Annotated in this window: 14 protein-coding genes; 8 read left to right on the forward strand and 6 right to left on the reverse strand. The window is 67.1% G+C overall.

What is annotated here, in order from left to right:
- Positions 1 to 10: 10 nt before the first annotated feature.
- Positions 11 to 1,240 (reverse strand): cation:proton antiporter, encoded by a 1,230-nt coding sequence (locus AC3IPM_RS14905; RefSeq protein ID WP_489300771.1) that lies wholly within the window; start codon positions 1,238 to 1,240, stop codon positions 11 to 13.
- A gap of 156 nt (positions 1,241 to 1,396) precedes the next feature.
- Between AC3IPM_RS14905 and AC3IPM_RS14910 the strand changes: the two genes are divergently transcribed.
- Positions 1,397 to 2,680, forward strand: a complete 1,284-nt coding sequence (locus AC3IPM_RS14910) for an MFS transporter (RefSeq protein ID WP_489300772.1) — start codon at positions 1,397 to 1,399, stop codon at positions 2,678 to 2,680.
- A gap of 62 nt (positions 2,681 to 2,742) precedes the next feature.
- The gene (gene ggpS / locus AC3IPM_RS14915) at positions 2,743 to 4,986 is read left to right on the forward strand and encodes a glucosylglycerol-phosphate synthase (protein ID WP_489304166.1); all 2,244 of its coding nucleotides are present in this window, start codon (positions 2,743 to 2,745) and stop codon (positions 4,984 to 4,986) included.
- 111 nt (positions 4,987 to 5,097) lie between these two features.
- On the opposite strand, the gene blaL2 is transcribed toward ggpS, so the two are convergent.
- Entirely contained in the window at positions 5,098 to 5,988 is an 891-nt protein-coding gene (gene blaL2 / locus AC3IPM_RS14920) for a L2 family extended-spectrum class A beta-lactamase (protein ID WP_489300773.1), read from the reverse strand.
- A gap of 187 nt (positions 5,989 to 6,175) precedes the next feature.
- Here blaL2 and AC3IPM_RS14925 point away from each other — a divergent pair, with 187 nt between their 5' ends.
- Positions 6,176 to 7,054, forward strand: coding sequence for a LysR family transcriptional regulator (locus AC3IPM_RS14925; RefSeq protein WP_489300774.1), 879 nt, complete (start codon positions 6,176 to 6,178; stop codon positions 7,052 to 7,054).
- Between the two features lie 167 nt (positions 7,055 to 7,221).
- Here AC3IPM_RS14925 and AC3IPM_RS14930 read toward each other — a convergent pair whose 3' ends face one another.
- Entirely contained in the window at positions 7,222 to 9,078 is a 1,857-nt protein-coding gene (locus tag AC3IPM_RS14930; protein ID WP_489300775.1) for an ABC-F family ATP-binding cassette domain-containing protein, read from the reverse strand.
- A gap of 345 nt (positions 9,079 to 9,423) precedes the next feature.
- On the opposite strand from AC3IPM_RS14930, the gene AC3IPM_RS14935 reads away from it, so the two are divergent.
- Both AC3IPM_RS14935 and ybaL read left to right on the forward strand, forming a co-directional pair.
- Entirely contained in the window at positions 9,424 to 11,823 is a 2,400-nt protein-coding gene (locus AC3IPM_RS14935) for a TonB-dependent receptor plug domain-containing protein (RefSeq protein ID WP_489300777.1), read from the forward strand.
- Between the two features lie 285 nt (positions 11,824 to 12,108).
- Positions 12,109 to 13,809 carry a YbaL family putative K(+) efflux transporter gene (gene ybaL / locus AC3IPM_RS14940; RefSeq protein ID WP_489300778.1) on the forward strand — a complete coding sequence of 567 codons (1,701 nt, stop codon included), beginning with the start codon at positions 12,109 to 12,111 and terminating at the stop codon, positions 13,807 to 13,809.
- 85 nt (positions 13,810 to 13,894) lie between these two features.
- Here the strand turns inward: ybaL and AC3IPM_RS14945 are convergent, their stop codons facing one another.
- Both AC3IPM_RS14945 and AC3IPM_RS14950 read right to left on the reverse strand, forming a co-directional pair.
- Positions 13,895 to 14,776, reverse strand: coding sequence for an AraC family transcriptional regulator (locus AC3IPM_RS14945; protein WP_489300780.1), 882 nt, complete (start codon positions 14,774 to 14,776; stop codon positions 13,895 to 13,897).
- Between the two features lie 186 nt (positions 14,777 to 14,962).
- A complete protein-coding gene (locus AC3IPM_RS14950; RefSeq protein ID WP_489300782.1) occupies positions 14,963 to 16,264 on the reverse strand; it encodes an O-acetylhomoserine aminocarboxypropyltransferase/cysteine synthase family protein in 1,302 nt (433 codons plus the stop codon).
- A 220-nt stretch (positions 16,265 to 16,484) separates the two neighbouring features.
- On the opposite strand from AC3IPM_RS14950, the gene AC3IPM_RS14955 reads away from it, so the two are divergent.
- The 3 genes from AC3IPM_RS14955 (at position 16,485) to AC3IPM_RS14965 (ending at position 19,471) form a co-directional block, all read left to right on the forward strand.
- Positions 16,485 to 17,213, forward strand: coding sequence for a response regulator (locus tag AC3IPM_RS14955; protein ID WP_489300783.1), 729 nt, complete (start codon positions 16,485 to 16,487; stop codon positions 17,211 to 17,213).
- Positions 17,214 to 17,215: 2 nt separating this feature from the next.
- Complete coding sequence (locus tag AC3IPM_RS14960) at positions 17,216 to 18,505, forward strand: ATP-binding protein (RefSeq protein ID WP_489300785.1); 1,290 nt, start codon at positions 17,216 to 17,218, stop codon at positions 18,503 to 18,505.
- Positions 18,506 to 18,670: 165 nt separating this feature from the next.
- Positions 18,671 to 19,471, forward strand: coding sequence for a MipA/OmpV family protein (locus AC3IPM_RS14965; protein ID WP_489300786.1), 801 nt, complete (start codon positions 18,671 to 18,673; stop codon positions 19,469 to 19,471).
- A 284-nt stretch (positions 19,472 to 19,755) separates the two neighbouring features.
- Here AC3IPM_RS14965 and clpB read toward each other — a convergent pair whose 3' ends face one another.
- Entirely contained in the window at positions 19,756 to 22,341 is a 2,586-nt protein-coding gene (clpB, locus tag AC3IPM_RS14970; protein ID WP_489300787.1) for an ATP-dependent chaperone ClpB, read from the reverse strand.
- Positions 22,342 to 22,501: the final 160 nt, after the last annotated feature.

Genomic DNA, 22,501 nt, shown 5'->3' on the forward strand with positions numbered 1-22,501 from the left:
GGTTACCGACTCAGCTACGCGCAGACGGTTCGATTGCCGGTACCGTCGCGGCCTCGGCACCCGGCAGCGTTTCGGTCACGGCCACCGCATCGCCAGCAGCCTCCTGCTCGACCGGGTCCACGTCGAACGGCGTGCGGAACACCAGCGACGGCAGCAGCGTGGTCAACGCCGCATACAACAGCAGCGCGCCGAACAGCACCGGGGCGATATCGAAGCGCTCGCGCATGATCGCGGCCAGCACCAGGGTGAAGATCAGCGTCGGCGCCAATGCCAGCGACACCCGCAGGCTGGTGCGGAAGCTCTCACCGAACAGCACCCGGCGCTGCAGCCACACCACGGCAATCCGCAATGGCAGCACCACCAGGGTGATCAGCAACCCCAGCCCCAGCGCCTCGAAGCTCAATGCCTCCGGCGGCACCTTGGTACCGGCGTTGAAGAAGTAGAACGGCACGAAGAACGAGGCGAACAGGCGCAGCGCATGCAGGTTGTCGTGCGAGGCCAGCAGCGGCATGCGCTGGTGCAGCAGGCGCGCCACCAACCCGGCAATGAACGCCCCCACCAGGTAGTACACCCCCAGCGAATAGGTGATGTAGGCGGCCACCATGCCCACCATCACCAGCAGCGAAAACTCCGAGCCCGGTGCGTGCGGGGCGACCCAGCGCCCGAGGGCTACGAACACCAGCGGCAAGCCGACCAGCATTGCCAGCAGCGCCAGGCTGGACAACGCCATATGCCCCGGGTCGCCGGCCTGCAATACCACGAACAGCGCCGCCAGTGCCAACAACTCACCGGCGATGGCCTTGCTGGTCACCCAGAAACGCTCATCCTCGCTCAGGCCCAGCCGCGACAGCGAATCCATGATGAAACCGGTGGACGGTGTCAGCAGCGCCAGCGCCAGCAGCCCGGCGGCCTGCCACTGCAGGCCGGCGTAATGCCAGGCCAGCCAGCCCACCCCGAACAGGGTGGCGGTGCGGATCACCAGATGCGCCAGCAGCGGCCACAGCCCGCGCCGCAGTGCGGCCAGCTCCACTTCCAATCCGGCGAACAGGAACAGCGAGGAAATTCCCAGCGTGGCCAGCAGGGTGATCACCGGATCATGCGAACGGTCGCCCAGCCACAGCATCGCGATGATGCCGAACAACAGGCAGGTCAGCGGTGCCGGCAGGTTGAATCGCTGCAGCGCGCGCGGGATGACCAGCAGCGCGAAGATCAGCAGCAGGTAGACCAGTTCATTGCTCATGGGGACAACCGCAGGGAAGACGCGCGGATGGTGCCGCGCGCCTGCGCGCATCGCAACCATGGCATGGGCGCAGCGCAGCGGGAAACGGAACCGTCATGGGGGCTGTGCTACGGTGGCACAGGTGTTTGTACTACCTCTTCCACCACGGCCGCACGCATGTTGCGGCTGACCGCCCTGCTCACGGGCGTTGCGCTGCTGCTGACCGGCAGCGGGCTGCTGGGCACCCTGCTGGCGGTGCGCGGCGGCCAGGCCGGCTTCGGTGCCGGCACGCTGGGGCTGGTGATGTCCGGGTATTTCGCCGGCTTCTTCATCGGCACCTTCTTCGCCCCCTCGCTGATCGGCCGCATCGGCCATATCCGTGCCTTCGCGTTCTTTGCCGCGCTCGCCGCAATCGCCGTGCTGCTGCATCCGTTGTGGCTGCATCCGGTGGGCTGGGGCGTGCTGCGCATCGTCACCGGCATCGCGCTGGTCGGGCTGTACACGGTGATCGAAAGCTGGCTCAACGCCGAGCCCGATCCGCGCCTGCGCAGCCGTGCGTTCTCGCTGTACATGGTAGTCAACCTGTCGGCGCTGGCACTGGGCCAGGTGCTGCTGATGCTGGGCGATGCCAGTGCCGTGGGCATGTTCATGCTCACCGCGATCCTGGTCTGCGCCGCCGTGCTGCCGGTCACGGCCACCAAGCTGCGCCAGCCGGAGATTCCCGTGGTGACGCGCCTGACACTGTCGCGGCTGTATGCCATGGCGCCAGTCGCCACCGTGGCCGCCGGCCTGTCCGGGCTGGCGATGGGTGCGTTCTGGGGCCTGCTGCCGGTGTACGCCGGTGAGGTCGGGCTCAGCGGTGATGGCGTGGCCTTGTTCATGCTCACCGCCATTGCCGGTGGCGCGCTGCTGCAGTGGCCGCTGGGGCATATCAGCGATGGCCACGACCGCCGCGGTGGGCTGGTCTGGCTCAGCGTGGTGGCCGCTGCGATCGCGGTGGTGGCCTCGCTGCCGATGATCCAGCTGCAGACCCATCTGTTGTTCGGCCTGTTCTTCTTCTATGGCGGGCTGGCGTTCTCGCTGTATCCGTTCGCGGTGGCGCACATGCTGGACTACCTGCCGCGCAAGGACCTGCTGTCCGGCTGTTCCAGCCTGCTGCTGGTGCATGGGGTCGGTGCGGCGCTGGGGCCGGCGCTGGCCGGCGCGGCGATGCAGCGTTTCGGCCCGGCCGCGCTGCCACTGTATTTCGCCGTGGTGCTGATGCTGCTGGCGCTGTTCACCACCGCGCGCCTGCTCAGTTTCCAGCGCCTGCGCACGCACCCGGTCGGGTTCCGGCTGATGCTGCGCACCACGCCATCGGCACTGGAGCTGATGCCCGAAACCGATGCCGTCGTCGCCGAGCCCGACCGTGTCGCGCCCCCGAATTCCCCCTCCTTCGACTCCGATAAGGAAGTGCATTGACTGTAGCCACACCCACCACCCTCACCCCGACCCGTACACCGCCGGCGCCGCCGGCCCCGCAACTGATCCTGGCCACCGATCTGGATGGCACCTTCCTCGCCGGCGACGCCGCCGCGCGCCACCGGCTGTACCGCCTGGTCGACCAGCACCCCGGCATCCGCCTGATCTTCATCACCGGCCGTGGCCTGGAAGCGGTGATGCCGCTGCTCTCCGATCCGGCCATTCCGCGCCCCGATTACGTGGTCTGCGATGTCGGCGCCACCGTGGTCGATGGCCACACCCTGCAACCCCTGCAGCCGCTGCAATCGATGATCGATGCGCACTGGCCCGGCGAGCACGTGGTGGCAGCGGCGATGCGTCCGTTCACCGCGCTGCAGCGCCAGGACGTGCCGCAGGAACGCCGTTGCTCATATTTCTGCGATCCCACTACGCTGGCGCCGCTGCGCGCGCAGATCCAGGCGGCCGCGCAGGCGCTGGGTTGCGACGTGCTGTATTCGGCCGACCGCTACCTGGACATCCTGCCGCCCGATACCGACAAGGGCCGTACCCTGGCCGCACTGGCACGCCTGCTGGACCTGCCGCGCGAGCGCATCCTGGTGGCCGGTGACACCCTCAATGATCTGTCGATGTACGCCGCCGGTTTCCGCGGCGTGTGCGTCGGCGATTCGGAGCCGGCGCTGACCGCGGCCACCGCCACGCTGGCGCACACCTACCACGCACAGGCGCCGGGCTGCGGTGGCATCCTCGAAGCGATCGAGCACTTCGGCCTGCTCGCCGACGATGATCCCTTCCTGCGCCCGCACGTGCAGGCGCGCGCCGACGGGGCCGCGCTGGTGATGGTGTACCACCGGCTGCCCTTCGATGAGGTGATGGAAGACGGCGTGCTGGTGCAGCGCCCGCCACGCTCGCCGAACGGCATCATTCCTTCGCTGCTGAGCTTCTTCGAAGGCGGCCAGAAGGGCTCATGGGTGGCCTGGGGCATCGACGAGCCCAAGCGCGGCCCGTTCCAGACCCACCTGGCCGTGGATGCCGAGCGCTACCCCACCCTCACCGCCGCCCGCGTGCCGTTGAGCAAGCAGGAAGTGGATATCTTCTACAAGCGCTTCTCCAAGGAAGCGTTCTGGCCGATGCTGCATGTGTTCTGGGAACGCGCGCGGTTCCGCGAGGATGACTGGCAGGTGTTCCTGAAGGTCAACCGGAAATTCGCTGAAGCCACCGCTGCCGAGGCGGCACATGGCGCCACCGTGTGGATCCACGACTACAACCTGTGGATGGTGCCGGCGACGCTGCGCGAGCTGCGTCCGGATCTGAAAATCGCCTTCTTCCACCACACCTACTTCCCGTCCGCCGATGTGTTCAACGTGGTGCCCTGGCGCCGCGAGATCATCGGCAGCCTGCTGTCGTGCGACTACATCGGCTTCCACATTCCGCGCCAGGTGGAAAACTTCGTGGACGTGGTGCGCGGGGCGATGCCGGCCGAGCGCCTGGCCTGGGAAAGCTGCGCGCCGCGCTTCCTGACCTACGGCTGTGCGGTGGGGCTGGACACCATGACCACCCGCCTGCGCGTGGGTGATCGCGAAGTGGCGCTGGGCGCGCACCCGGTGGGCACCGACCTGCGCCGCATCCACAACGTGCTGGCGCGCGGCGATGTACGCAACGACATCTTCAAGCTGCGCCGTGAGATCGGTGCACGCAAGCTGGTGCTGTCGGTGGAGCGGCTGGATTACACCAAGGGCACGCTGGCCAAACTGGAGGCGTTCGAGCGCCTGCTGGAACAGCACCCGGACCGCCAGGGCAAGGTGACCCTGTTGATGATCTGCGTGCCGGCGGCCAGCGAAATGACCGTTTACCGCACCCTGCAGAACCAGATCGAACAGGCGGTGGGCCGCATCAACGGGCGCTTCTCGCGCCTGGACTGGACCCCGGTACGGTTCTTCGCACAGGCGCTGCCCTTCGAGGAAGTGGTGGCGCACTACGCCGCGGCGCAGGTGATGTGGATCACCCCGCTGCGCGATGGCTTGAACCTGGTGTCCAAGGAGTTCGTGGCGGTGCACGGCATCGAGGGCAGCAGCGGCGTGCTGGTGCTGAGCGAGTTCGCCGGCGCGGCGGCGGAGCTGAAAGGCGCGGTGCTGACCAACCCGCACGACCCGGCCGACCTCACCGCCGGGCTGCTGCAGGCCCTGTCAATGCCCGAGGACGAGGCGACCGGGCGCATGCGCCAGCTGTTCGGCAGCGTGGAGTACTACGACGTGGACCGCTGGGGCCGCGATTTCCTCGATGCCGTGCGCGACAGCCACGCGCGGTAGTGCCGGCCGCTGGCCGGCTCCAGGCAATGATTGAATTCATCCGGTAGTGCCGGCCGCTGGCCGGCTCCACGCGATGATCGAGTTCAACGGGGTGCCGGCCAGCGGCCGGCACTACATCATGCGTTCGGCGATCACCGCCACCTGGCGCAGCACATCGTTGCGGCCAGCATCATCGACCGTGGCGCCCTGCAGGTAGCTGGTCAGCACCCACGGTGCGCCGCCGGCAAGCGGCCAGAGGATGGCGATATCGTTGGTGGTGTCCTCGCCATTGCTGCCGGTCTTGTCGCCCACCCGCCACGCCTTGGACAGGCCTGCCCGCAAGCGTGCATCACCGGTTTCGTTGTCGATCAGCCAGTCGGCCAGTTGCTGCCGCGAGACCGGCGTGAGCACCTCGCCGAACACGAAGCGCTGCAGGCTGGCGGCCATCGCGGCGGGGCTGGTGGTGTCGCGCGGGTCGCCCGGCGCGAAGCGGTTCATGTCCGGCTCCGTGCGGTCGTTGCGGGTCACCGCATCGCCGTTGTCACGCAGGAACCGGGTCACGGCGGGCGGCCCACCGATCGCCCCGAGCAGCAGGTTGGCGGCGGGGTTGTCGCTGGTGACCATGGTGGCCCGGCACAGGTCGCGCACGGTCAGGTCCTTGCCGATATGGCGGCTGGTGACCGGCGCGTGGCTCAGCAGGTCCTGCGCCCGCATCGGCACCCGGCGATCCAATGACAGCCGGCCGTGGTCGGCCTGGTGCAGCACCGCCGCGCACAGCACGAACTTGAAGGTGCTGCACATCGGGAAGTGCTCGTCCTGGCGATGGCCGATGCGCGCGCCGGTAGCGGTGTTGAGCAGGGTCACGCCCAGGCGACCGCCACTGGCGGCCTCCAGCGCGGCGAAGTCCTTGCTCTGTCGTACCGGGGCGGGAGACGGCAGGGGCGTCTTGGCGAAGGCGGTTGCGGCCAGTGCCGAGGCCGCAGCGGCACCGGTCCATTGCAGGAACTGTCGTCGAGCGAGCATGCAGGTTCTCCTTGGCGAAGGCTGGAGTATTCACGGCTGACCGATGTGACACCAGCGAGCATTTTCAGCAAAAGACATTATTTTTACTCATGCCTTTCCCGCTACCAATGCCGTTATTTCCCCGTTTTTTGCAGCAACCCGCGCCAGGCGATAGGATCATCCATCAACCCGCCTCACGACTCCGCCCATGCTCCGCCCCCAACTGCCGCTCAATGCACTGCGCGCCTTCGAGGCCGCTGCGCGCCACCAGAACTTCACCCGTGCCGCGTTGGAGCTGTGCGTCAGCCAGGCCGCGTTGAGCCATCAGATCCGGGCACTGGAAGACCGTCTCGGGGTCGCGCTGTTCCACCGCCTGCCGCGCGGGGTGGCGCTGACCGACGAAGGCGCGCGCCTGTACCCGGTGCTCAACGAGGCCTTCGACCGCATCGCGGTGAGCCTGGACCGCTTCGTCGGCGGGCACTTCCGCGAGGTGCTCAGTGTCGGAGTGGTCGGCACGTTCGCGACCGGCTGGCTGCTGCCGCGGCTGGGCGCGTTCTCCGCGGCGCACCCGGATATCGAACTGCGCGTGCAGACCCACAACAACCGCATCGACCTGGCCGGCGAAGGCCTGGACCTGGCGATCCGTTTCGGCGATGGCGACTGGCAGGGCCAGGTGTCCACGCCGGTGCTGGAAGCGCCGTTCGCGCCGCTATGTGCACCGGCGTTGGCGCGCACGCTGCGGCAGCCGCGCGATCTGGCCAACGTGGCCCTGCTGCGCTCGTACCGCAGCGATGAATGGCCGCGCTGGCTGCAGGCGGCGGGTGCACCGGAGCTGGAAGCGCGCGGGCCGGTGTTCGATTCCTCGTTGACGCTGGCCAGTGCCGCGGCAGGTGGCGCTGGCGTGGCGCTGTTGCCGTTGAAGATGTTCGAACAGGACCTGGCACAGGGGCGCTTGATCCAGCCGTTTGCGCAGACCCTGGATCTGGGCCGGTATTGGCTGACGAGGCTGCGCTCGCGCAGCGAAAGCGATCCGGCGCGACGGTTCCGCGAATGGATGGAAAACCAGGATGCAGCGGCGCACCGGTAGAGCCATGCCATGCATGGCTGCTCTCCATTCCGGCATCACGCGGGGCGAGGCATCTGCGCGGCTGGCACCGCGATAGCCACGCGTGGCGTGGCTCTACCTGTGGGACGGAGATGCATCTGGTAGCGCCATGCCATGCATGGCTGCTCTCCATTCCGCTACCGACGCCCTCAGGCGTCGAGTAGTTCCATCCAGGTCTGCTCGGCCTTGCTGAGCAGGTTGGCGGTGGCTTCGCGGTCGCGGCCGAGCACGGCCATGCGGGTGGCATCGGCGTAGTTGCCCGGGTCGGCCAGCTGGCGATCCAGATCCGCCAGCAACGCTTCCAGCTCGCCCACTTTGGCTTCGGCAGCGGCCAGTTTGTGCGGGTTGGCCGGCTTGCGCGGCGGCAGCGGCGGGGTCGGGGCGATCGGCTCCGGGGCCGCGGCGGCCATCTTCTGCTTGGTGCCCTGTGCGGCCGGACGCGAACGCAGCCACGCCGCGTAGGCATCCAGATCGCCGTCGAACGGCTCCACCACACCATCGGCCACACGCCAGAAGGTATCGCAGACCAGGCCGATCAGATGGCGGTCATGCGAGACCATCACGATCGCGCCTTCGAAGTCGGCCAGGGCTTCGGCCAGCGCTTCGCGCATTTCCAGGTCCAAGTGGTTGGTCGGTTCGTCGAGCAGCAGCACGTTCGGCTGCTGGTAGGCGATCAGCGCCAGGGCCAGGCGCGCGCGTTCACCACCGGAGAACCCATCCACCGGTTCGAAGGCACGGTCACCGGCGAAGTTCCACTTGCCGAGGAAATCGCGGAAGGACTGGTTCGGTGCATCCGGAGCCAGGTCGCGGAAGTGCTCCATCGGCGACTGCCCTTCGTGCAACGACTCCACCGTGTGCTGGGCGAAGTAGCCGATGCGCAGGTCCGGGTGCGCGGCGCGCTCGCCACTGATCGGGTCCAGTTCGCCCACCAGGGTCTTCACCAGGGTGGTCTTACCGGCACCGTTCGGGCCGAGCAGGCCGATGCGCTGGCCGGCTTCCAGGCCGAAGCCCACGTTGTGCAGGATCACCGAATCGGCGCCGTAACCGGCCTCGACGTGGTTGAGCCGGATCAGCGAGAACGGCAGTTTGGCCGGCGGCGAGAATTCGATGCGGAACTCGCGCTCGGCGCGCACCGCCTCGGTGCCGGCCAGCTTGGCCAGGCGCTTCATCCGGCTCTGCGCCTGGGCCGCCTTGCTGGCCTGGGCCTTGAAGCGGTCGATGAAGCTCTGCAGGTGGGCGCGCTCGGTCTGTTCCTTGTCGTGCGCGATCTGCTGCTGGCGCAGCTGTTCGGCGCGCTGGCGCTCGAAATCGGTGTAGCCACCCGGGTACAGCTTGGCGCCGCCACCGTGCAGGTGCAGGGTGTGGGTGGCCACGTTGTCGAGGAACTCGCGGTCATGCGAGATCAGCAGCAGGGTGCCCGGGTACTTGAGCAGCCACTGTTCCAACCAGAACACCGCGTCCAGATCCAAGTGGTTGGTCGGTTCGTCGAGCAGCAGCAGGTCGCTGGGCATCATCAGCGCGCGGGCCAGGTTCAGGCGCACGCGCCAGCCGCCGGAGAACGAGGACACCGCCCGCGAATGCGTCTCGGCCGGGAAGCCCAGGCCGTGCAGCAGCTTGCCGGCGCGCGCTTCGGCGTCGTAGGCGCCGATTTCGGCCATCTTCTGGTGCGCGGTAGCCACCGCTTCCCAGTCTTCACGGGCGGCGGCGGCGGCCTCCTCGCGCATGACCGCGGCGACCTCGGTGTCGCCTTCCAGCACGAACTGCAGCGCCGGGTCGGGCAGCGACGGGGTTTCCTGGGCCACGCTGGCGATACGGACCTTGCCGGGCAGGTCGACGTCGCCCTTGTCCGCCTCCAGTTCGCCCTTCACGGCAGCGAAGAGGCTGGACTTGCCGGCACCATTGCGGCCGACCACGCCGACGCGGTACCCCGCATGCAAGGTCAGGTCGACGTTGGACAACAGCAGCCGTTCGCCACGGCGCAAGGCGAAATTACGAAGAGAAATCATGGGGTTCGATCCAGAGAACGGTTTGGAATGTGCTGATGAGCACCCTTCCTGCGACGTAATTCTAACGTTAACGAATACTTGACGGGCCCCGGGATGCGCGGCAGGCCTCGTCTCTCTCTCCCACGATCCTGCCTGCGCGTCCCCGGGACCCTTCCGTCGGACCCCTCGATTGGCGCAAATGGTTGCTGCTGCAACGTTTTTTGCCGATATGACCGGGATTTGACAGCCGATGAATATTCCGTTAATCCGTCTATTGCGCACCGCAGCAACCGCCTTCGCAGACCCGCTACCCGCAGTCGTGATGTCGCTTCGGTGCCGCACCGTCCCTACCGGAGCCACATCCTGATGAACCGCAAGACCAGTACGCTCGCCGCCGCCGTAGCTGTCGCCCTCGGTATCTCCAGCCTGTCCGCTGCGGCCCAGGACGCGCCGGCACCGGCCCGCGCCACCGCCAATACCCTGGACACAGTGATCGTCACCGGCACCCGGGTGGCCGACCGCACGGTGGCCGAATCGCAGTCGCCGATCGACATCATCACCCCCGAAGCCCTGCAGTCCACCGGCACCACCGAGCTGGCCACCGCGCTGTCACGCGCCCTGCCCTCGCTGAACTTCCCGCGCCCGGCCCTGACCGACGGCACCAGCGGCATCCGCCCGGCGCAGCTGCGCGGGCTTTCGCCGGACCAGGTGCTGGTGCTGGTCAACGGCAAGCGTCGGCATACCTCGGCGCAGATCAACGTCAATGGCAGCATCGGCCGCGGTTCCTCGGCGGTGGACATCAATGCGATCCCGATCGCGGCGATCGAGCGGGTCGAGGTGCTGCGTGACGGCGCCTCGGCGCAGTACGGCTCGGACGCGATCGCCGGTGTGGTCAACATCGTGCTGAAGGGCTCGGCCTCCGGTGGCAGCCTGGCGGTGGATGGTGGCCAGTACTCGGCCGGCGACGGCACCAAGTACCAGCTCTCCGGCGACACCGGCGTGGGCTTCGCCGATGGCCGTGGCAGCCTGCATGTGGCCGGCCAGATCAGCCAGCAGGACGAAAGCAACCGCGCCGGTCCCTACCAGGGCACCGCGCCGAACACCGGCAACTTCCCCAGCATCGGCCAGACCACCTTCGTGGTCGGCGACCCCAAGGTGGATGCCACGGCGGCCTCGGCCAACGCCAGCTTCCAGTTCACCGACCACATCGGTGCCTACGCCACGGCGATGGTCAGCAACCGCGACATCACCTCGTTCGCGTTCTACCGCTCGCGCACCAACAGCAACCAGGGCCCGCTGCTGGCGCAGACCTACCCGAATGGCTTCGTGCCGGAGATCAACCAGTATTCCAAGGACCGCTCGCTGGTGGCCGGGGTCAAGGGCAGCACCGACAGCGGCTGGAACTGGGATGTCAGCTACAACTACGGCTACAACAAGATCGACTTCCACACCCGCAACAGCATCAACTACGCGCTCGGCGTGACCAGCCCGCGCTCGTTCTACGACGGTGCGCTGGAGTACAACCAGAACATCGTCAATGCCGATGTCACCAAGACCCTGGACTGGGGCCTGGCCTACCCGGTGACGCTGTCCTTTGGCGGCGAGTACCGCAAGGAGAAGTGGGAGCAGTCGGCTGGCGAGCTGAACTCCTACACCGGCAGCGGTGCGCAGGGCTTCGGCGGCTTCACCCCGCTCAATGCAGTGGATGCCGATCGCAACAACTACGCGGTGTATGCGGGGCTGGAAGCGGACTTCACCGACAAGTTCTCGGCGGGCGTGACCGGCCGCTATGAAGACTACTCGGACTTCGGCGACAAGTTCTCCGGCAAGCTGTCGGCGCGCTATGCGTTCACCGACAAAATCGCGCTGCGCGCCACCGCCTCCAGTGGTTTCCGTGCGCCGTCGCTGGCCCAGCAGAGCTACCAGGCAGTGACCAGCACCATCATCAACGGCGTGTTCGTCGACCGTGGCACCTTCCCCACCACCAGTGCCGCCGCCCAGGCGCTGGGTGCCAGCCCGCTGAAGGCCGAAAGCTCCACCTCCTACAGCGTGGGCCTGGTGCTGCAGCCGATCGACCGCCTGTACCTGACGGTGGATGCGTACCAGATCGACATCGACGACCGCATCGCGCTGTCCACCAACATCACCACCAATGCGGCCACCACGTCGCTGCTGACCGGGCTGGGGCTGCCCAATGTCACCGCGTTCTCCTACTTCACCAATGGCCTGGACACCCGCACGCGCGGTGTGGATGCCGTGTCCAGCTACAGCATTCCCTTCAGCGCCAGCACGCTGGAGCTGACCGCGGCCTACAGCTACAACGACACCGAGGTGAAGAAGTTCATCGCCTCACCGCCGGTGTTCGGCACGCTGGGCATCACCCAGTCGCTGATCGGCCGCGACGAAGTGGGTCGCATCGAGGACAGCTTCCCGCACAACAAGACCATCCTCAGCGGCACCTGGCGCAGTGACCATTGGGACCTGAACCTGGCGGCGACCCGCTACGGCAGCTTCACGGTGCGCAACTCGGCCACCGCACTGCGCGACCAGACCTATGACGCCTCCTGGGTGCTGGATGCCTCGGTGAGCTACAAGCCGAGCGAGAACTGGGCACTGACCCTGGGCGCGGACAACCTGCTGGACGAGTACCCGGACCGCACCGTGGACCTGCAGAACTCCACCTTCGGCATGCTGCCCTACAGCAACTATTCGCCGTACGGCTTCAACGGCGCCTACGTCTACGGCCGCGTCACCTACAAGTGGTAACCAGAGGGTAGTGCCGGCCGCTGGCCGGCATTGACCCGCAACCTGACATCGCGTGGGTGCCGGCCAGCGGCCGGCACTACCGATATCCACCTGCCCCGGTCCGCCGGGGCAGCTTCGTTTTCGGCGTGCCAACGCGGGTTTCGCGCATTCATCGCTGCCGCCCCCGGATGCCCCGAACAGCACATCACCTGACGACGGGGACCTAGCAGCATTGCGGCACGCGGTGTTTGCCCGATCCTGCCGCATCAGTGAAAATCGGGACATCCCCTATTTTTGCGAGCCCCGATGCACCATGACACCGACCTGATCAACATCGTTGCCGTTGGCCTGGGGCTCGCCTTCATCTTCGGCGCGCTGGCCAACAAGCTGCGTTTGTCTCCCTTGGTCGGTTATCTGGTTGCAGGCATCTGCGTAGGCCCGTTCACCCCCGGCTTCGTCGCCGACCAGGCGCTGGCCAACCAGCTGGCTGAAATCGGCGTGATGCTGCTGATGTTCGGCGTCGGCCTGCATTTCTCGCTGAAAGACCTGATGGCAGTCAAGGCGATCGCCATTCCCGGTGCGATCGGGCAGATCCTGGTAGCCACCCTGCTCGGCTGGGGCCTGGCCGCGTTGATGGGTTGGCCGGTCATCCACGGCATCGTGTTCGGCTTCGCGCTGGCCACCGCCAGTACCGTGGTACTGCTGCGCGCGATGGAAGAGCGCCGCCTGCTGGAAACCCAGCGCGGCAAGATCGCCGTGGGCTGGTTGATCGTGGAAGACCTGGCCTGCGTACTGGCACTGGTGATGATGCCGGTGCTGGCCGGGGTGTTCGGCCCGGATGCAGCCAAGGAAAGCCATACCGTCGGCAGCGTGCTGGCCAGCATCGGCTGGACCTTCGTGCAGCTGGGTCTGTTCGTGGCGGTGATGCTGGTGGTCGGGCGGCGGGTGATTCCGTGGATCCTGGAACGCATCGCCGGCACCGGTTCGCGCGAGTTGTTCACCCTGGCGGTGCTGGCGATTGCGCTGGGTGTGGCGTTCGGCTCGGCGATGCTGTTCGGGGTGTCCTTCGCCCTCGGCGCGTTCTTCGCCGGCATGCTGCTCAACGAATCGGAACTCAGCCACAAGGCCGCCAACGATTCGCTGCCGCTGCGCGATGCCTTCGCGGTGCTGTTCTTCGTTTCGGTGGGCATGTTGTTCAACCCCGCCATCCTGATCGAGCACCCGTGGCAGGTATTGGCCACGGCGGCGATCATCATGTTCGGCAAGTCGGCGGCGGCGTTCGTGATCGTGCGCGCGTTCGGCCACCCCACCGGCACCGCGCTGACCATTTCGGCCAGCCTGGCGCAGATCGGTGAGTTCGCCTTCATCATCGCCGGGCTTGGCGTGACCCTAAAGATCCTGCCGCCCACCGGGCAGGCGCTGGTGCTGGCCGGTGCGCTGATCTCGATCATGCTCAACCCGCTGGTGTTCGGCCTGCTCGACCGCTGGCTGCTCAAGCACCAGGAGACCACCCCGGCCGCGGTGGAGATTGAACTGCCGCCGGGCCCGTCGCTGGACCTGCACGACCACGCCATCGTGATCGGCTACGGCCGGGTTGGCAGTGCGCTGGCGCAGGTGCTGCGTGACCGTGGCGTGCCAGTGCTGGTGATCGACGACAACAAGGAACACGTGGCCGAAGCCCATGCTGCCGGGTTGCCCGGTATCCGCGGCAGCGCCGCTTCGGACAAGGTGCTGGCCGAGGCCCATCCCGAGCGTGCCAAGATCGCCGTGCTGGCGATCCCGCAGCCACTGGAAGCCGGTGAAACGCTGGCCAAGCTGCGCGCGCTCAACCCCGGCCTGACCCTGCTTGCCCGTGCGCACAGCGATGCCGAGGTGAAGCACCTGCTTGAACACGGCGCCGATGGCACGGTGATGGCCGAGCGCGAGCTGGCGTATTCGCTGGCCGAGATGGTGATGGCCACCCCGCCCTACCGCAGCCTGGGCAAGCACGGCATTCCGGTGGTGTAGCGCGGTCCAAGCGCGCTGCGACGGCTTCGATCAAGGGTCCTGTGCAGCCACCCATGGGGTGGCTCTACCCTTGTTTTGCGTGGGATCACCCCAGCGGTACGCAGATGTCCGCGCGCAGGATCGCCTCGGGCGTTTCTTCCGGATCGTCCAGGTAGTGGTAGTACAGCGGCGCATCGCGCAGCGTGTGGCCGCTGTCGGGCAACCACTGCCGCAGCAGCACATCGGTGGCCGCTTCCAACCCGGCGAAGCTGCCGACATGCCGCAGCACTGCGTAGTTGCCACCGCCCAGTGTCATCTGGCGCAGCGGTGCGGGCACCGGCATGGACAGCGCACCGAAGCCCATCGCGCAATCGAACGCGCATTCACGCGCGGGCACATCGCGGTGATCGTTGAGCGCGATCCCCACCAGTTGCTGCAACTGCTCAACCAGCCCCTGCTCGGCCGCCCAGCCGAAGATCTGGCCGAAGGCCTGGTCGAGGTCATCGAAGGCACCGTGCTTGCGCAGCACCACCACATCGAACGGCTGCAGCGTGGTGACGCGCACCTGCAGCGGTGCGTCTGCCTCGTCGGTGTCGCCGGCGGGCAACGACAAGCGCTGCTGCCACTGCGCGCGTAGCACCGGGTCCTCGCGTAGTGTGCTGGGAGTAGTGTCCAACGCCTGCCGGCAGGCCCGCGCCAACGCCTGCGGGCTTTCGTAGCCGACGCTGAGGGCCACTTCGGTCACCCGGCTGTCGGCCTGCGCCAGCAACTGCAATGCATGCAGCAGGCGCAGCCGGGCCACGGTGCGCCCGGGCGTTTCACCGGTCAGCGCACGGTACAGGCGGTGGAAATGGAACGGCGACTGGTGCGCAACGGCCGCCAGCGCTTCCAGGTCAGGCAAGGGGTGCCCCTGGCGCAGGCAGTCCTGCAGGTGGGCGATGACGCGGTCGATACCGTGGCGCTGGCGGACCTGGGCGATGCGGCTCATGGCGGGCTCCTTGTCGGGGTGGCGTCCAGTGTGTGGTGCGCCTGCCGCGCGGGGCGTAGCCGATCTTGCGCAGTTGGGAGCCTGTCAGCCGATCCTAGCGCGACGGGTAGCGCCACGCCATGCGTGGCGGCCGCCTCAAAAAACCCCACCCCAGCCAGCCCGCACCGGCCGGGGTGGGCCCTACCTCTACGCCTTGGCCAACGCCTGCTGCAGATCCGCCAGCAGGTCGTCGATGTGTTCGATGCCGATCGACAGCCGCACCGTGTCTTCGCTGACACCGGCCTTTTCCAGCTCGGCGGCATCCAGCTGGCGGTGCGTGGTGGAGGCCGGATGCGTGGCCAGCGATTTTGCATCGCCCAAGTTGACCAGCCGGGTGAACAGCTGCAGCGCATCCAGGAAACGTGCACCGGCGGCGCGGCCACCGGGCAGGCCGAAGGTCAACACGCCCGAGCCATGCCCACGCAGGTATTTGCGCACCAGGGCATGCTCGGGATGGTCGGGCAGCGCGGCGTAGTTCACCCAGGCCACCTTGGCGTGGTCACGCAGGAACCCGGCCACCGCCAGCGCGTTCGCGTTGATGCGGTCCAGGCGCAGCGCCAGGGTTTCGATGCCCTGCAGGATCAGGAAGGAATTGAACGGCGAGATCGCCGCCCCGGTGTTGCGCAGCGGCACCACCCGCGCACGGCCGATATAGGCTGCCGGGCCCAGCGCTTCGGTATAGACCACGCCGTGGTAGCTGACGTCCGGCTCGTTCAAGCGCGCGAAACGCTGCTTGTGCTCGGCCCAGGGGAAGCGGCCGGAATCCACGATCGCCCCGCCCAGGCTGGTGCCGTGCCCGCCCAGGTACTTGGTCAACGAGTGGACCACGATGTCCGCGCCGAAATCGAACGAGCGTTGCAGGTACGGCGTGGCCACGGTGTTGTCCACGATCAGCGGCACGCCATGCGCGTGGGCGATGTCCGCCACGGCCTGGATGTCGGTGATGTTGCCGCGCGGGTTGCCGATCGACTCGACGAACACCGCCTTGGTGCGTTCGTCGATCAGCGCGGCGAACGCCTGCGGATCGCGGTAGTCGGCGAAGCGCGTATGGATGCCGAACTGCGGCAGGGTATGCGCGAACAGGTTGTAGGTGCCGCCATACAGGGCACTGGAGGAGACGATGTTGTCGCCGGCCTCGGCAATGGTCTGGATGGCATAGGTGATCGCGGCCTGCCCCGAGGCCAGCGCCAACGCCCCGATCCCGCCTTCGAGCGCGGCGATGCGCTGCTCGAGCACGTCGGTGGTGGGGTTCATGATGCGGGTATAGATGTTGCCCGGCACCTTCAGGTCGAACAGGTCGGCGCCATGCTGGGTGTCATCGAATGCGTAGGCCACGGTCTGGTAGATCGGCACGGCCACCGCGCGGGTGGTCGGATCGGGGCGGTAGCCGCCGTGGACGGCGATGGTTTCCGCTTTCCAATGTGCTTCAGGACTGCCGTGCTCAGACATCGCGCCTCCTCCGGTTGAAGCCCGACGATACCGAAGCGGCGCATGCGTGCACGGGCGCGCTCATGCCTATTGGCGATGGCCTTAGAGGCGACGGTGATCTGCACCGCACGCCAGCGCATGGTGGCCGTTGCTCAGGGTTCAGCGATTTCGACCCGGGCCATTGCTAGGCTGCGCCGCCAGGGCCACACGCGCCCTCCACCGGCAAGGAGAGCCCCGGAGCATGTCCGCCGCGCAATGGATGACCGACCGCCTGCCGGCGGCACTGCCGCAGGTGCTGCTGGTTGAGGACGACCGCCGCCTGTCCGAGCTGATGCAACGCTACCTGGGCGAGCACGGCTTTGCCGTGGAGCCGGTGTATCGCGGCGACCAGGCCATCGAGGCCTGCAAGCGCCTGGCGCCGCAGCTGGTGGTGCTGGACCTGATGCTGCCCGGGCTCAGCGGAATCGAGGTGTGCCGGCAGATCCGTGCCTTCTCCGAAGTGCCGATCCTGATGCTGACCGCCTGCGAGGACGATGTGGAACAGGTGCTCGGGCTGGAGTCCGGTGCCGATGACTACGTGATCAAGCCGGTCGAGCCGCGCCTGCTGCTGGCCCGCCTGCGCGCGTTGCTGCGCCGCCAGCAGCCGGCCGGCGGCAATCGCAGCAAGGCCAGTTTTGGCGCGCTGCGCATCGACCGCGCCGAACGCGAGGTCACCCACGAACAACTGCGCATCGAACTGAGCACCACCGAATTCGAGATCCTGTGGGTGCTGGCCAGCCAGCCCGGGCAGATCCTGTCGCGCGACCAGATCCTGCTGTCGGTACGCGGTATCGGCTTCGATGGCCTGGACCGCAGCGTGGATGTGTGTATCGGCAAGCTGCGCCGCAAGCTCGGCGACGACCCGCGCGAGCCGCGCCGGATCAAGACCATCTGGGGCCGCGGCTACCAGTTCAACCCGGCCGGCTGGTAAGCATGATCCGTCTGTTCCTGCGGCTGTGGCTGATCACCGGTGCCTGCTTCGTCCTCTCCGTGCTGTGCTTGAATCTGATCCTGGACAGCATCTATCTGCCGCGGCTGGATGCGGTCTACATCGAACAGGTGCGTGGCCAGGTGTTTGCCCTGCGCAGCGGCCTGGCCGGGCGCAGCCTGCCCGAGCAACGCGCGCAGCTGGCCAGCTGGCAACCGCACTACGGCATCGGGCTGACCCTGCTGGAGACGCCGCCGGTGCTGAAGCCCACGGAGCAGGAGGCCCTGGATGCGCACGGCTTCGTGGTGCGCGACGACTTCCAGTGGGTGCTGCTGCCGATCGATGCCGACAACGGCCGCTGGCTCAGCCTGCAACTGCCGGGCGAGGTCACGCTGACCCTGCATATGACGATCCTGGGCTACCTGGCCATCCTGACCATGCTCGGCGGCTGCATCTACCTGTGGGTGCGCTTGTTGTGGCGTGACCTGGACGTGCTGCGCGGGCATGCCGACCGCATCGGTGCCGGCGAGCTGCACGCCCGCGCGCAGGTGTCGCCGCGTTCGCAGATCCGCGTCATCGTCGAGCATTCCAACCGCATGGCTGCGCGCGTGGCCGACCTGGTGCAGGGCCAACGCGATCTCACCCATGCGCTGTCGCACGAACTGCGCACCCCCATTGCACGGCTGGCGTTCGGGTTGGATCTGGTCGAAAACGCCGATCCCGCGCAGCGCGCACCGCTGCTGGCCGGCATGCGCGGTGACCTGACCGAACTCAACCGGCTGGTCAGCGAACTGCTGGCCTACGAGCGTCTGGAGCAGCGCGACGACGAGGGTGCCTGGCCCGAGCTGGATGCGTTGGAATGGCTGCAGCAGGCACTGCGCGATCCGCTTCGCGAAGCCGCCGCCACCGGCATCGGGCTGGTGCTGCGCCATTGCGAGCCGATCCGCATGCGCGCCGAGCCACGGCAGCTGCAACTGGCCCTGAGCAACCTGGTCTGCAACGCACTGCGGCACACCCGCAGCCAGGTGCAGGTGAGCCTGTTCGACAGCGGCGATGGCCACTGGTGCCTGCGCGTGGACGACGACGGCCCGGGCATCGACGTGGCCGACTGCAGCCGCGTGTTCGAGCCCTTCACCCGGCTCGATGACAGCCGCAGCCGCGACACGGGCGGTTTCGGGCTGGGCCTTGCCATCGTGCGCCGCGTGGCCGAACGCCATGGCGGCAGCGCGCAGGCCACACGCGCCCCGCTGGGCGGCGCCCGGCTGGAACTGCGCTGGCCGATGCTGCCCGGCTGAACCGCCGTTGTCCCCCGCTACATCTGCTTACAACTCTCCTACAAATGCGGAAAGAACGCCGCCGCCGGCCTCGCCAAGATGCCAGCCCTGCAGTCGTTCTTCGTTCCGCGCGTGATCGCGGCCCGGGCTGGCCCTGCAGCGTCCTTCACTTTGCAGAGAGTCCGTATGAATTCGATTTGCCTGATCCTGGTCCTGGCGCCGCTGAGCCTGCTGTCCATCGCCCCCGCCGAAGCCGCTTCACCCGGCAAGGACCGCTGGGGCTTCGAGCTGATGGTGGGTGGGGGTGTCGCGCCGCGCTACAGCGGCAGCGAGGACTACACTGCGGTGCCGCAACTGGGCTTCGAGGTGAGCGCACCCGGTGGCTGGTTTCTCGGTAGCAGTGGGATTGGCTGGGGTGCCACGCTGGGCGAGCACAGTACGATCCGCACCTACGTCGGCGGCAGCGGCAGCCGCCGCGACAAGGACTCGCTGCTGGGTGGCTCGGACCATCTTCGCGGCATGGGTGAAATCCGCACGCGGCTGCTGGTGGGTGTGGATGGCAGCTTCGCGATCGGCCCGACCGTGCTGAATGTCAGCGTGCAGCACGCCCCCAAGGACAAGGACCGCGGCGACAACGGGCTGGAAACCCGCAATGCGGTGTTGTCGCTGGAAGTGCCGCTGTTCGATGTTGCCGGCGGCAGCCTCAGCGCCAGTGTGTCCACCGAGTACGGTGATTCGGGTTACATGCAGACCTGGTACGGCGTCAGCGCCGCGCAGTCCGCACGCAGTGGCTTTGCCCGCCACACGCCCTCGGCCGGCTTCACCAGTGCCGGGGTCGGGCTGAAGTGGGTGCGCCCGATCAATGCCAGCTCCAGCTGGTTCATCGGCATGGAAGGCACGCGCCTGCTCGGCGACGCCGCCGACAGCCCGATCGTGCAGAAGCCGACCCAGCTGGGCGCGATGAGTGGTTACCAGTACCGCTGGTAAGCGCGCAGGGCAAGATCAAGAGCGGGGGTCGTTCCTGCGGGGTTGGGCTGGCGTGGGTGGGTAGGCGGGACACGCCGTAAATCCGTCCATGGAGGCTTGTCCACGACATCCATGTCGTGGACAGTCCCGCCTACCCACCCACGCCAGCCCTTCGACAGGGAACGGCCCCTCATTGAGAAGCGGTAGTGCCACGCCATGCGTGGCTAATTCTCGACGTCGAGCACCAACAAAAAAGGGCCCGGTGGATACATCCACCGGGCCCTGCCTGTTTCACCGCAATGGGCTCACCCCTTGTCGAACACCAACCGGCCTTCGCCGGCATCGACGCGGATCAGATCGCCGCTGACGAACCCGCCGGACAGGATCTTCTGCGCCAGCGGATTTTCCAGCTGCGCCTGGATCGCCCGCTTCAACGGTCGCGCACCGTAGATCGGATCGAAGCCGACGTTGCCCAGCAGCTGGAACGCCGCATCGCTGACCTCGATACGCAGGCCACGCTCGGCCAGGCGCTTCTCCAGCCCCTGCATCTGGATGCGGGCGATCTGCTTGATCTGCACCTTGTCCAGCGGGTGGAACACCACGATGTCGTCCAGCCGGTTGATGAACTCCGGGCGGAAGTGCGCCTGCACCACGCCCATCACCGCCGCCTTCATCTGCGTATAGGCCTCCGGGCTGTCATCGCCGCTCATGTCCTGGATCTGGTGCGAGCCCAGATTGGAGGTCATCACGATCACCGTATTGCGGAAGTCCACCGTGCGGCCCTGGCCATCGGTCAGGCGTCCATCGTCGAGCACCTGCAGCAGGATGTTGAACACATCGGTATGCGCCTTCTCGACCTCATCGAGCAGGATCAGCGAATACGGACGACGGCGCACCGCCTCGGTCAGGTAGCCACCCTCTTCGTAACCCACATACCCCGGCGGCGCACCGATCAGGCGCGCCACGCTGTGCTTCTCCATGAACTCGCTCATGTCGATGCGGATCATCGCGTCGCGGCTGTCGAACAGGAATTCGGCCAGTGCCTTGCACAGCTCGGTCTTGCCCACGCCGGTCGGGCCCAGGAACAGGAACGAGCCGCCCGGCCGGTCCGGATCGGACAGCCCGGCGCGCGAACGCCGCACCGCATCGGACACGACCTTGATCGCTTCCTCCTGGCCGACCACGCGCTCGTGCAGCACGTCTTCCATGCGCAGCAGCTTGTCGCGCTCGCCTTCGAGCATGCGGTTGACCGGAATCCCGGTCCAGCGCGATACCACCTCGGCGATTTCCTCGGCGGTGACCCGGTCCTGGACCAGCTTGAACTCGGTGTTCTCCACTTCGTGGGCGGCCGCCAGCTGCTTCTCCAGCTGCGGCAGCTGGCCATACTGGATTTCGCTCATGCGGCCGAAATCCTGGCGACGTTGTGCGGCCTCCAGTTCCAGCTTGGCGTGCTCGATCTGTTCCTTGATCTTGGTCGCACCCTGCAGCGCGGCCTTCTCCGATTTCCAGATTTCATTGAGATCGGAGAACTCCCGCTCCAGCCCATCGATATCGGCTTCCAGGTCGGCCAGGCGCTGCCGCGAGGCCTCGTCCTTTTCCTTCTTGAGCATTTCGCGCTGGATCTTCAGCTGGATCAGCCGGCGCTCCAGGCGGTCGAGTTCTTCGGGCTTGGAATCGATCTCCATGCGGATCCGCGAGGCGGCCTCGTCCATCAGGTCGATGGCCTTGTCGGGCAGCTGACGGTCGGCGATGTAGCGGTGCGAGAGCGTAGCGGCGGCAACGATGGCCGGGTCGGTGATCTCCACCCCGTGGTGCACCGCGTACTTTTCCTTCAACCCGCGCAGGATCGCGATGGTGTCTTCCACACTGGGCTCGCCCACGAACACCTTCTGGAAGCGGCGCTCCAGCGCGGCATCCTTCTCGATGTACTTGCGGTACTCATCCAGCGTCGTGGCGCCCACGCAATGCAGCTCACCGCGCGCCAGCGCCGGCTTGAGCATGTTGCCGGCATCCATCGCGCCATCGGCCTTGCCCGCGCCGACCATGGTGTGCAGCTCATCGATGAACAGGATCACCTGGCCTGCGCTCTTGGACAGGTCATTGAGCACGCCCTTCAGGCGCTCTTCGAACTCGCCGCGGAACTTGGCCCCGGCGATCAACGCGCCCATGTCGAGCGACAGCACGCGCTTGCCGCGCAGGCCCTCGGGCACTTCGTCGTTGATGATGCGTTGGGCCAGGCCCTCGACAATGGCAGTCTTGCCCACGCCGGGTGCACCGATCAGCACCGGGTTGTTCTTGGTCCGGCGCTGCAGCACCTGGATGGTGCGGCGGATTTCCTCATCGCGGCCGATCACCGGGTCCAGCTTGCCGCTCTCGGCCCGTGCGGTGAGGTCGATGGTGTATTTCTCCAGCGCCTGGCGCTGGTCTTCGGCGTTTTCCGACTGCACGCTCTCGCCGCCGCGGATCTTGTCGATGGCCGCGTCGATCTTGTTCTTGTCGGCACCGGCGGCGCGCAGCGCCATGCCCAGCGTGCCGCTGTCATCCAGCGCGGCCAGCACGAACCACTCGCTGGCGATGAAGGCATCACCATGCTGCTGGGCCAGCTTGTCGGTAGTGTTGAGCAGCCGGTTCAGATCGTTGCCGATCGACAGGTTGCCTTCCTGCCCGGATACCTTGGGCAGTGCTTCGAGGGCTTCATTGAGGCGCTCGCGCAGCACCGGCACGTTGACGCCGGCCTGGGCCAGCAGCGGGCGCGTGCTGCCGCCCTGCTGGTCGAGCAGCGCGCTGAACACGTGCACCGGTTCAATGATGTTGTGGTCGCGGCCCACGGCCAACGACTGCGCGTCGGCCAGCGCCTGCTGGAAACGCGAGGTGAGCTTGTCCATCCGCATGGGAAATTCCTCTTTCGTGTAGTGGCCAGCGTGGCTGGCAGATGTAATCGATATGCGGTTGCTGTGCAGTGATTCAAGACATGGCAACACTGCTGGGACAGGGCCCATACTGCGATGGAAGCAAATGCGTCTCATTACGATAACGCGCGCCGCCGCCACA

The organism is Stenotrophomonas sp. GL_111 (assembly GCF_057835245.1).

Excerpts from the sequence above, each read along its gene's own strand:
- AC3IPM_RS14935 (WP_489300777.1), top strand. The coding sequence starts at position 9,424 with ATGAACCGCAAGACCAGTACGCTCGCCGCCGCCGTAGCTGTCGCCCTC.
- AC3IPM_RS14930 (WP_489300775.1), bottom strand. The coding sequence starts at position 9,078 with ATGATTTCTCTTCGTAATTTCGCCTTGCGCCGTGGCGAACGGCTGCTG.
- AC3IPM_RS14965 (WP_489300786.1), top strand. The coding sequence starts at position 18,671 with ATGAATTCGATTTGCCTGATCCTGGTCCTGGCGCCGCTGAGCCTGCTG.
- blaL2 (WP_489300773.1), bottom strand. The coding sequence starts at position 5,988 with ATGCTCGCTCGACGACAGTTCCTGCAATGGACCGGTGCCGCTGCGGCC.
- ybaL (WP_489300778.1), top strand. The coding sequence starts at position 12,109 with ATGCACCATGACACCGACCTGATCAACATCGTTGCCGTTGGCCTGGGG.
- AC3IPM_RS14950 (WP_489300782.1), bottom strand. The coding sequence starts at position 16,264 with ATGTCTGAGCACGGCAGTCCTGAAGCACATTGGAAAGCGGAAACCATC.
- AC3IPM_RS14945 (WP_489300780.1), bottom strand. The coding sequence starts at position 14,776 with ATGAGCCGCATCGCCCAGGTCCGCCAGCGCCACGGTATCGACCGCGTC.
- AC3IPM_RS14910 (WP_489300772.1), top strand. The coding sequence starts at position 1,397 with ATGTTGCGGCTGACCGCCCTGCTCACGGGCGTTGCGCTGCTGCTGACC.
- AC3IPM_RS14925 (WP_489300774.1), top strand. The coding sequence starts at position 6,176 with ATGCTCCGCCCCCAACTGCCGCTCAATGCACTGCGCGCCTTCGAGGCC.
- AC3IPM_RS14960 (WP_489300785.1), top strand. The coding sequence starts at position 17,216 with ATGATCCGTCTGTTCCTGCGGCTGTGGCTGATCACCGGTGCCTGCTTC.
- clpB (WP_489300787.1), bottom strand. The coding sequence starts at position 22,341 with ATGCGGATGGACAAGCTCACCTCGCGTTTCCAGCAGGCGCTGGCCGAC.
- AC3IPM_RS14905 (WP_489300771.1), bottom strand. The coding sequence starts at position 1,240 with ATGAGCAATGAACTGGTCTACCTGCTGCTGATCTTCGCGCTGCTGGTC.
- AC3IPM_RS14955 (WP_489300783.1), top strand. The coding sequence starts at position 16,485 with ATGTCCGCCGCGCAATGGATGACCGACCGCCTGCCGGCGGCACTGCCG.